This window comes from Achromobacter sp. GbtcB20 (genome assembly GCF_019091095.1).
In the GTDB taxonomy this organism is placed as follows: Bacteria; Pseudomonadota; Gammaproteobacteria; order Burkholderiales; family Burkholderiaceae_B; genus Achromobacter; species Achromobacter mucicolens.
Window position 1 is genome coordinate 1 of sequence record NZ_JAGXJZ010000374.1, and the last position, 322, is coordinate 322.

A 322-nucleotide genomic window follows, 5' to 3' on the forward strand; every position below is an offset into this window, starting at 1 on the left:
ACACGCGCCTGGACCGCTGGGCCGAGGCCCAGGCCGACCTGGAAGCGGCGGCCAAGGCCTCGCCGGACTACGCCGACGTCTGGCTCGCGCTGGGCAACATGCACCAGTGGCATGACCAGCCCGAGCAGGCCATCGCCGCCTACAGCCGCCTGGTCGCGCTGCGGCCGGACGACGCGGCCGGCTGGCTGGCGCGTGCGCGCGCCTGGCGCGCCGCCGGCCGCATCGCGGAGGCCCGTGCCGACCTGGCCAAGGCGCGTAGCGTCGGCGGCAACGCGGCCGAGATCGACGCCTTCGATGCGGCCCAGGTGGCGGCCCCGCTTGC

At 77.0% G+C, this 322-nt stretch carries 1 protein-coding gene; it reads left to right on the plus strand.

Annotated elements, in window-relative coordinates; genetic code table 11:
- The coding region (locus tag KVT32_RS29385) for a tetratricopeptide repeat protein (RefSeq protein ID WP_217619351.1) at positions 1 to 322 on the plus strand (322 nt) is incomplete at both ends.